At 70.8% G+C, this 6,975-nt stretch carries 11 protein-coding genes; 8 read left to right on the top strand and 3 right to left on the bottom strand.

Annotation, left to right across the window (positions count from 1 at the left end; all coding sequences use genetic code 11):
- Positions 1–274, bottom strand: a 274-nt coding sequence (locus tag ABT158_RS45735) for a hypothetical protein (protein WP_352364793.1), incomplete at its 3' end; no start/stop codon positions are given.
- A 405-nt stretch (positions 275–679) separates the two neighbouring features.
- Here ABT158_RS45735 and ABT158_RS45730 point away from each other — a divergent pair.
- From ABT158_RS45730 to ABT158_RS45715, 4 genes are all read left to right on the top strand, one after another.
- Complete coding sequence (locus ABT158_RS45730; RefSeq protein ID WP_352364791.1) at positions 680–1,072, top strand: hypothetical protein; 393 nt, start codon at positions 680–682, stop codon at positions 1,070–1,072.
- Between the two features lie 222 nt (positions 1,073–1,294).
- Positions 1,295–1,567 carry a hypothetical protein gene (locus ABT158_RS45725; protein ID WP_352364789.1) on the top strand — a complete coding sequence of 91 codons (273 nt, stop codon included), beginning with the start codon at positions 1,295–1,297 and terminating at the stop codon, positions 1,565–1,567.
- A gap of 115 nt (positions 1,568–1,682) precedes the next feature.
- Entirely contained in the window at positions 1,683–2,414 is a 732-nt protein-coding gene (locus ABT158_RS45720) for a GNAT family N-acetyltransferase (protein WP_352364787.1), read from the top strand.
- A 59-nt stretch (positions 2,415–2,473) separates the two neighbouring features.
- On the top strand, positions 2,474–2,809 hold the full coding sequence (locus tag ABT158_RS45715) for a hypothetical protein (RefSeq protein WP_352364785.1): 336 nt from the start codon (positions 2,474–2,476) through the stop codon (positions 2,807–2,809).
- A gap of 20 nt (positions 2,810–2,829) precedes the next feature.
- On the opposite strand, the gene ABT158_RS45710 is transcribed toward ABT158_RS45715, so the two are convergent.
- A complete protein-coding gene (locus tag ABT158_RS45710) occupies positions 2,830–3,252 on the bottom strand; it encodes a MarR family winged helix-turn-helix transcriptional regulator (protein WP_352364783.1) in 423 nt (140 codons plus the stop codon).
- A gap of 70 nt (positions 3,253–3,322) precedes the next feature.
- Here ABT158_RS45710 and ABT158_RS45705 point away from each other — a divergent pair, with 70 nt between their 5' ends.
- Positions 3,323–3,712: a PPOX class F420-dependent oxidoreductase gene (locus ABT158_RS45705; protein ID WP_352364781.1), complete on the top strand. Its 390-nt coding sequence runs from the start codon at positions 3,323–3,325 to the stop codon at positions 3,710–3,712.
- A 10-nt stretch (positions 3,713–3,722) separates the two neighbouring features.
- On the opposite strand, the gene ABT158_RS45700 is transcribed toward ABT158_RS45705, so the two are convergent.
- Positions 3,723–4,316, bottom strand: a complete 594-nt coding sequence (locus ABT158_RS45700; RefSeq protein ID WP_352364779.1) for a helix-turn-helix domain-containing protein — start codon at positions 4,314–4,316, stop codon at positions 3,723–3,725.
- Positions 4,317–4,409: 93 nt separating this feature from the next.
- On the opposite strand from ABT158_RS45700, the gene ABT158_RS45695 reads away from it, so the two are divergent.
- The 3 genes from ABT158_RS45695 to ABT158_RS45685 are packed head-to-tail and all read left to right on the top strand — an operon-like array spanning position 4,410 to position 6,960.
- Complete coding sequence (locus tag ABT158_RS45695; RefSeq protein WP_352364777.1) at positions 4,410–5,363, top strand: NAD(P)/FAD-dependent oxidoreductase; 954 nt, start codon at positions 4,410–4,412, stop codon at positions 5,361–5,363.
- 26 nt (positions 5,364–5,389) lie between these two features.
- Positions 5,390–5,749 carry a thioredoxin family protein gene (locus ABT158_RS45690; protein WP_352364775.1) on the top strand — a complete coding sequence of 120 codons (360 nt, stop codon included), beginning with the start codon at positions 5,390–5,392 and terminating at the stop codon, positions 5,747–5,749.
- Positions 5,746–6,960 carry an MFS transporter gene (locus ABT158_RS45685; RefSeq protein ID WP_352364773.1) on the top strand — a complete coding sequence of 405 codons (1,215 nt, stop codon included), beginning with the start codon at positions 5,746–5,748 and terminating at the stop codon, positions 6,958–6,960. Before ABT158_RS45690 ends, ABT158_RS45685 begins: the two co-directional genes overlap by 4 nt.
- Positions 6,961–6,975 lie beyond the last annotated feature (15 nt).

Below are 6,975 nucleotides of genomic sequence, written 5' to 3'. Positions count from 1 at the left end.
CAGCCCGTCCAAGGCCGGCCACCTGTGCAAGGCCATCGCCGTCCTGCAAAATCACCGAGTCGCGCAGGCGGCGCGAGGATGAAAAACGTTCAGTGAACCCGGCCAGGAGGCCGAGCATCTGCGGATCAGCCGCAAGACGATCCTGTAACGCACTTTGAGAGAAAGGGCATCTGAAGGCATCAGCCATCCCTTGGACGTGATATCGCAGACGGTATATGCCGGGACCGGAAAGCAGCGGGGAAAGGTCGTGCGCTTTTTCGTCGTCCCAATCCATGAGCCATCCGGCCAGGAAGACCTCGCCCGACGGGAGTCGAAACTGACCTCCACGATGTCCTCATAGCCGTCACGGTGAGGGGAATCAGCCCCCAAAGTGTGGCGATGTTCAGGCTGGCGAAGCCTCTTCCCTCCGATAGATTTGACCGCAGTCAGCCACCTCCACATCAATGCGCTTCGTGTGCGTGACAACAGACGCTTCTCTGGTCATGGGCGATGAGTTTCATGGGCCTGGACTGGGCCGATCGAGACGCGACATGCTTCGTCTGTACCACTTGGTTTCACCTGTAAGGGAAGCGGCTGTCGGCGCTCGGAGGTGATTATGGTCCGCGTCGCTGTGTCCGGGCACAGGGGCTTGCCGGGAGAGACCGTTGCACTGGTCGATCGGGCGATACGTGAGGCTCTTGTGGAGTGCCTTCCCGATCTCAGTGGGGTGTCCTGTCTGGCGGACGGGGCCGATCAGATCTTCGCGCGTGCGGTGCTCGATCTCGGTGGTGTGCTGGAGGTCGTGATCCCGGCCGAGCGGTATCGGGACGGGCTGCCGGGCGAGTGCCGTGCCGCGTACGACGAGTTGCTGGGCCGGGCGGTCCGGGCTCACAGGCTGGAGTTCGTGGAGTCCACCGCGGAGTCGCACATGGCGGCCAGTGAGCGGATGCTGGATGACGCCGATGTGTTGTTCGCCGTCTGGGACGGGCAGCCGGCCCGAGGTCATGGCGGCACGGCTGACGTGGTGGCCGAGGCCCGGCGGCGGGGGATGTCCGTCCGGGTGATCTGGCCCGAAGGGGCTCGGCGAGGTTGAGGGCCTCTGGCCCGCCCGCTTGTCCCGTTTTCCGGGTGTTCGGCTGTGTCTGTGGTCGGGGGGCTGGTGAGAAAGCCCATCCCCGGGAGGAAAGACGCCTGGTGGTAGGAGAAAGAACTACACCTCGGTGTCGGACCGCGGCTCGGTTCTTTGCCTTCCACCTGTCACTGTGCTCACGTCAGAGCACGTGCCGGGCCACCGGTGCGGCATCTTCTTCCCTGCGTGGAACAGGCAGGAGCCGTGAACCTAGAGGCGCAGATCCTTGAGGTGATGCTCCGCGTCAAGGCGCTCGAGACGAGCACCCGCACCGCGGACGACCTCACCATGATCAGCATCGTTCTGATGATGACCGAGCTCGCTGCCTTCCAGGCTGAGCTGAGACAAGATTACGAGGCCCTGGTGGACGAGATCACCGGGCTGCGGCGCCAGATCAACGGCCATGGCTGCGGTCTCCTGCGCCGTCCGGACGTCCGGCAGCGGCCGGAGAGCAACTGACGGGCCGGCGCCGGTCGAGGAGACCTCCTGTCGGGGGAGACGCCGTCATCGTCTACGCGACAGGAGGGCTCATGCCCCACGGCGCCTGTGGCGCTGTCTGGGATCATCGGGTGTGATGCTGAATGCGGCGGGGCGGTTGTGGGCGGGCCTGGCTCGGGTGCCTGTCACGTTTCCCGGGCGGGGAGAGGTCGCGGTGGTCGTCTCCGCCGGGTCGGGGTTGTGTCCGCCCGGATGGACCGGGATCGTCGTGCTGGACGGCGGGGCGCTGGTCACGGTGCCTGACGCCGGGTTGGCCGAGCCGTTGCGTGAGGCCCTGCGCGGCGGTCACGGCGAGGACGGCGTCGACCTCACGCGCCTGTCCGAGCGTCTGTCCAAAAGAGTGTCCGAGCGGGTGGAGGTGCGCGAGGTTCTGGGGCCGGCGACGCTCGCGTACGTCGATGCCGAGGAGTTCGTCCCCTGCCATGCCGGGGCGGAGGTCGAACGGCTGGCGGTCGGGGATCGGGACGTCGGGGGGCTGCTGGCGGCGGTGAGCGAGCAGGACGCCGACGAGAGCGGGCTGGCGGAGGTCGGTTCGGCGGTCTGGGTGGTTCGTGCGGGTGGTGAGGTGGTCGCCGCCGCCGGATATCGGACGTGGTTGGAAACGGCGGCGCATCTGTCCGTACTGACTGCCGAGGGGTTTCGGGGGCGGGGGCTGGCTCGGGCGGTGGCCTCGGCGGCGGTGGCCGACGCGCTCGGTGCGGGGTTGCTGCCGCAGTGGCGGGCGCGTCCGGAGGCGTCGCGGCGGGTGGCACGAGCTCTTGGGTTCCGCGAGCTGGGCTCACAGGTGAGCCTTCGCGTAGAGCGGTGACCGTATCTCGCCAGAGCGGTGACCGCGTCTCTGCAGAGCGGTGACCGTATCTTTGGCGCGTGGGCAAAGTGTCGCCAGAGGTGTTCGAAGAGGTGTCGGTGCTGTGGGAAGAGCATCGGCACATTCCGTTTCCCGGGCTGGCCGATCGGGACCTGTTCGCGGACCTGGTTCTGGCGGACGACGGAGTCGCGGGTGTCATGTTCTGGTACGTCCGCAATGAGGGCAAGGCGCTCACCGACCAGCTTCGCGAGCGGCTCATCAGCAGCGCCCGCGACCTGCGCTGGATCCGGCGGCGAGCGCGCGGCCGGGAGGCGAGGACGTACGTGGACCGGCTGCTGCGGATGGCCGACCTGATCCTCGGCAGGGCCGCTGTGGACGCTTCCCCTGCTGAATGAGGAGCCTGCCCGGCGCCCGGTCAGATCGCGTCGGTGAAGCGGGTGAGGAGGGTGCGGAGGGTGGTGCGTTCCTCGGGGGTGAAGGCGGTGGAGATGCGGCGTTCGATGATCACGGCTGCCTCGTCCGCCACCCGCAGAGCCTCGCGGCCGGCGTCCGTGAGGTGGGTTTCGAGCATGGTGCGGTGCCACTGGTGGGGGGAACGTTCGATCAGGCCGTGTTCGAGCAGGTTCTTCAGTACGACGTTCATGGCCTGCGGCGTGACCAGGCATTCCCTGGCCAGGGCGGCGGCGGAGATGCCCGGGTTGGCGTGGAGGGCGAGCAGGGCGGCGTACTGGGGCACCGTCAGTCCGGCGGTCTTGACCGCGGCGTGCTTGGCCGCCATGAGTCGCTGCTCGGCGCGCTTGACGTCGAGGCCGAGCCGCTCCTCCGGGGGCATGTCCATGCCTGGAGCCTACAAGTCGGCAGGTGCTCAAAGCTCTTATGGCTATAAAAGCTTTGATAGTGTTCCGCGTATGTCTGTGATTCCGGAGAGCCATCTCGACCTGCTGACCCGTCCCCTGTACGTCCATCTGGCGACGTTGATGCCCGACGGCACCCCGCAGGTGACGCCCGTGTGGACCATCTGGGACGGCGAGTTCCTGCGCTTCACCACCACGAACGACCGGCAGAAGGGGCGCAACGCGAGCGCCCGCCCGCACGTGGCCGTCTCGGTCAACGATCCGGAGCAGCCGTACCGCTACCTGGAGGTGCGGGGGACGGTCGAGCGGGTCGAACCCGACCCTCAGGGTGACTTCTTCGACGTGCTGGCCAGGCGGTACGGCCTCGACTACGCGCGCCCGGTCGGCGACGCCGAGCGCAGGGTGGTCATCGTGGTGCGGCCCACCCGCTGCACCAGCCAGTGACCGGACACCTCTAGGACGGCTGCCGGGGGCGGGGCCGGGCGCGCATGTGCATGCGTTCGCCCTGCCGTCCGAACAGGTTGAGCACCTCCACCGGATGATCGCCCGCGGGGCCGAACCAGTGGGGCAGGTGGGTGTCGAACTCGGCGGCCTCGCCGGGCCCCAGGACCAGGTCGTGGTCGCCCACGATCAGACGGACGCGTCCCGAGAGCACGTACATCCACTCATATCCCTCGTGCGTGACGGGCTGCGGCTGGTTCTGGTCGGCGGGGATGACCGACTTCCACGCCTGCAGCGGGCCGGGCTGGGTGGTCAGGGGCAGCACGGTCCGGCCGTTGCGGACCACCGGCTTGAGCCGGACGCGCGGGTCGCCGACCTCCGGCGCGCCGACCAGCTCGTCCAGCGGCACCTGGTGCGCCTCCGCGATCGGCAGCAGCAGCTCCAGGCTGGGCCGGCGCTGCCCGGACTCCAGCCGCGAGAGCGTGCTCTTGGAGATGCCGGTGGCCTCGGCCAGGGCCGACAGCGTCACGCCGCGTTGGGTGCGCAGGTGTCTGAGCCGGGCGCCGACCTGGGCCAGCGTGGCGTCGATCCGGGATTGCTGCTCCATGAGGCCCATTCCACCTCCGCTTTCCCAGAAATGGCAACAGAAGTTGTCATCCCCGCATGCCGGATCGCACCATCGGGGCCGGAGGTGATCGCCATGACTGCGGCGATGAACAGCAAGGACACCGAGTACGACGTGGTGGTGGTCGGCGCGGGAGCGGCCGGGCTGAGCGCGGCCCTGCTCCTCGGGCGCGCGCGCCGCAAGGTGGTCGTGGTCGACGCGGGCGCGCCGCGCAACGCCCCGGCCGCGCACATGCACGGCTTCCTGTCCCGCGACGGCCTGCCGCCCGCGACCCTGCTGGAGCTCGGCCGGGCCGAGATCGACCGGTACGGTGTGCGGCTCGTCCGGGGGCGTGTGGCGGAGGTCGAGCCGGGCTTCGCGGTGCGGCTGGAGGGCGGCCCGGTGCTCGGCGCCCGCCGCCTCCTGGTCGCCACCGGCCTGTACGACGAGCTGCCCGCCATCCCCGGCGTGCGGGAGCGGTGGGGCAAGGACGTCCTGCACTGCCCCTACTGCCACGGCCACGAGGTCGGCGACCAGGCGCTGGGGGTGCTCGGCACGCATCCGGGCGCGGTCCACCAGGCCCTGCTCCTGCGCCAGTGGAGCGACGACGTCGTCCTGCTGGCCCACACCCTCGGCCTGACGCCGGAGGACCGCGACCGTCTGGAGGCCCGCGGCGTGCGCATCGTCGAGGGGCCGATCGACCACCTCGTCGTCCAGGACGGACGGCTGCGCGGCGTCGAGCTCACCGACGGGCGGGTGCTGCCGCGTGCCGCCGTGTTCCTGGTCCCGCGCATGGTGCCGCAGGACCAGGTGCTCACCCGTCTGGGCTGTGACAAGGACGACGCCGGCTGGGTCGTCACCGACCGGACGGGACGGACCAGCGTGCCCGGCGTCTGGGCGGCGGGCAACGTCGTCGATCCGCGCGCGCAGGTCGTCACGGCGGCGGGGATGGGGTCGGCCGCCGCGTTCGCCGTCAACGCGGACCTGGTGGACGAAGAGGTGCTGGACGCCGTCGAGCGGCGCCGCGCGACGTCCGTCCCGGCTCGTTGACCCCCCGCACGCAAGGAGACCTCGTCATGCCCGCGCATGTTCCCGGTTCGGTGCGCAGCGTCACCGAGCAGAACTTCACCGAACGCGTCCTCCAGGCGGAACGTCCGGTCCTGATCCAGTTCTGGGCGGCCTGGTGCCGTCCGTGCCAGATGGTCACCCCGATCGTGGAGAGCCTGGCGGCCGACCGCGCGGGCGAGGTGGACGTCGTCCGGGCCGACCTGGACGACCAGCCCGGCCTGGCCGCCCGGCACGGCATCACCGCCGTCCCCGCCTTCGTGGTGTACGCCGGCGGCCGTCCCGCCGGTTCCTGGACGGGAGCCGCTCCCCGGCACGTCCTGGACCAATACCTCGCCTCGGCCCTGCGCGCGCCGGGGGCGGACCGATGAGCGCCACGGCCACCGGACGGGCGGCGGTCGCCCGCGGCAGGCTGCCGCTGGGGGTCTACCTGCTGTCCTTCAGCCTGTTCTCGATGGGCAGCGCGGAGTTCCTGCTCGCCGGGGTGCTGCCGGCGGTCGCCGCGGACCTGCGGATCACGCTGGCCTCCGCCGGCGGGCTGATCTCGGCGTTCGCGGCGGGGGTCGTGATCGGCGGGCCGCCGCTGGCGATCATGACCCTTCGCTGGCCGCGCCGGACGACGCTCGTGGTGGCGCAGGCGGCCTTCGCCGCCTGCGTGGCGATCGGCATCCTCACCGACAGCCATCCGGTGCTGCTGGTCACGCGCTTTCTCTCCGGGCTGGCGTACGCGGGGTTCTGGGCGGTGGCGGCGGTCACCGCGATCGGGCTGGTTTCGGCGGACCGCACCGCCCGCGCGTCCGGGGTGGTGGTCAGCGGGCTGAGCCTGGCGATGATCGCGGGCGGGCCGGCCGGGGCGATGATCAGCTACTTCACCGGGTGGCGTGGCGGCTTCTGGGCCGTGGTCGCCCTCACCGTCGCCGGCGCCGTCCTGACGCTCGTGGCGCTGCCCGCCGCCGGCGGGCACGGGCAGGCGGGCGTCCGCGGCGAGCTCCGCACGATGCGCCGGCCGCAGCTGTGGATCGTGTACGCCGTCACCCTGCTGAGCACCGCGGCCTACATGATCTCCTACAACTACCTGGCGGCGTTCCTGACGGAGGTCACGGGCGTGCCCGGGGTCTGGGTGCCGGTGATCCTGACGCTGTTCGGCGTGGGAGCCTTCGCCGGGCTGTCGGTCGGGGGACGCATAGCCGACCGGCTGCCCACCCACGCGCTCCTGGCGGGGGCGCTCGGGATCGCGGCCTGCTCCGTGCTGCTGGCCGTGCTCGGGCGGCACGTCGCGGCCGTCGTGCCGCTGGTGCTGCTGCTCGGTGTCGCCGGGTTCGTGCTGAACCCGGCCATCTACGGGCGGGTGTTCGCCATCGCGTCTGGGGCGCCGACGCTCGCCGGGGCCACCACCGTCTCGGCCTTCCAGCTGGGCATCAGCCTGGTGCCGGTGCCGGCCGCGGTCGTGCTGGACGCGGCGGCGGGGGTGGCCGCCGTCCCGTGGATCGGCGCGGGGCTGGCGGCGCTCACGGTCGTCCCCGTCCTGCTGGACCGGTGGTCGTCGCGCCGAACGGGCTGGCAGACGCCGGGCAGGCCGTAGTGGCGCGGATCACAG

This window comes from Nonomuraea sp. NPDC001636, assembly GCF_040298265.1.
In the GTDB taxonomy this organism is placed as follows: domain Bacteria; phylum Actinomycetota; class Actinomycetes; order Streptosporangiales; family Streptosporangiaceae; genus Nonomuraea.
The sequence above is the reverse complement of the archived record's forward strand: the minus strand, read 5'-3'. Positions and strand labels throughout refer to the sequence as shown.

Coding starts and splice junctions, on each gene's coding strand:
- ABT158_RS45720 (WP_352364787.1), top strand. CDS start 1,683: ATGCTGAATGCGGCGGGGCGGTTGTGGGCGGGCCTGGCTCGGGTGCCT.
- ABT158_RS45710 (WP_352364783.1), bottom strand. CDS start 3,252: ATGGACATGCCCCCGGAGGAGCGGCTCGGCCTCGACGTCAAGCGCGCC.
- ABT158_RS45705 (WP_352364781.1), top strand. CDS start 3,323: ATGTCTGTGATTCCGGAGAGCCATCTCGACCTGCTGACCCGTCCCCTG.
- ABT158_RS45700 (WP_352364779.1), bottom strand. CDS start 4,316: ATGGAGCAGCAATCCCGGATCGACGCCACGCTGGCCCAGGTCGGCGCC.
- ABT158_RS45695 (WP_352364777.1), top strand. CDS start 4,410: ATGACTGCGGCGATGAACAGCAAGGACACCGAGTACGACGTGGTGGTG.
- ABT158_RS45690 (WP_352364775.1), top strand. CDS start 5,390: ATGCCCGCGCATGTTCCCGGTTCGGTGCGCAGCGTCACCGAGCAGAAC.
- ABT158_RS45685 (WP_352364773.1), top strand. CDS start 5,746: ATGAGCGCCACGGCCACCGGACGGGCGGCGGTCGCCCGCGGCAGGCTG.